We start from the raw sequence: 1,065 nt of genomic DNA, 5'->3' as shown, positions 1-1,065 counted from the left end.
CCCCCGAAGCATGCACGGCCGCGGTGGGACCGTTTCACCGATCCGCGCCACGGTCGTTATGGCCGCCGGAACTCGACGCCAATGTGTCGGTATGCGCAGCGGGCGGGTCCACCTCTGTCTCACTCCGACCAACTTCTTCTGCGACAACCCGATCAAGGCGCACTTCGGGATGTGAAGTTGCCCGGCCGGTTTGGAGGGCCGGGACGTCGGGGGCAGGCCGAGGTGGTCGCAGAGGGTCTTGCCGGGGTAGGCGTACGTAGCTGCCGCGCTCCTGGAGCTTGGGGACGACCGGGTCGATGAATTCGTTCAGGCCGCTGGGGGGCGTACGCGGGCACCAGGACGGATCCGCCTGCGCCGTCCGAGCGGACGTAGTCGCTCATCTGCTGCGCCACCCTCGGCGGGGGTGCCGATGAAGGGCTTGCCGGTGGTCAGCCTCATCACGTTTTCCCGGATGCCGAGGCGGTGCTGGGCGGCGTGGCCCCGCCACTTCTGCGCTCGCCGCAACCGGACAGGGGTCGCCCCGGGTTGGGGCCATTCATCCGGTGCCGGCTCGGGGGCGGGTTCGGCGGTGGGCAGCGGCCCGTCGGGGTCGTGGTCGGACAGCGAGCGCCCCAGGTCCTTCCAGATACCAGATCGCCAGCTCGGGGCTGACCGCCTGGGCCTGGGCGGCGCGCGTTGTCGTGGGCCTTCTGGTCGGTGTCGCCGAGGCGAAGGAGACCCCGGGCATGACCCTCACCTGCTCGGGGTCCCGTCCGCGGCGGGCCACCCGGTTGCGGATGTCCGCGGTGAAGGCCTGGTCGGCCGTGCCGAGGTGGCGGCTGTGGACCACGTCCGCGTGCGAGGCAGCGAACTCCCGGCCCTGCTCGGAGTCGCCGGCCTGGACGGTCGGTGAACTCGGCCGCCGGTAGCGGTCGGCGTGCGGGAGGTAGCCGCCGCGGCGGAAGCTCCCGCCGGTCCAGGTATCCGAGGCGGTGACGACGTTCCAGCCGGCAGCGGCGCAGTCTGTCAACGACCGCGGCACGAATCGGTGAAACGGTCCGGACTCGGCTGTACACGCTTCCGAGT

The 1,065-nt window shown here is 71.3% G+C and carries 1 protein-coding gene; it reads right to left on the bottom strand.

What is annotated here, in order from left to right; all coding sequences use genetic code 11:
- Positions 1 to 535: 535 nt before the first annotated feature.
- Positions 536 to 1,009, bottom strand: a complete 474-nt coding sequence (locus ACWCQ6_RS37475; protein ID WP_451097008.1) for an LLM class flavin-dependent oxidoreductase — start codon at positions 1,007 to 1,009, stop codon at positions 536 to 538.
- Positions 1,010 to 1,065: the final 56 nt, after the last annotated feature.

The sequence above is a fragment of the Streptomyces sp. NPDC001880 genome (genome assembly GCF_053594575.1).
The sequence above is the reverse complement of the archived record's forward strand: the minus strand, read 5'-3'. Positions and strand labels throughout refer to the sequence as shown.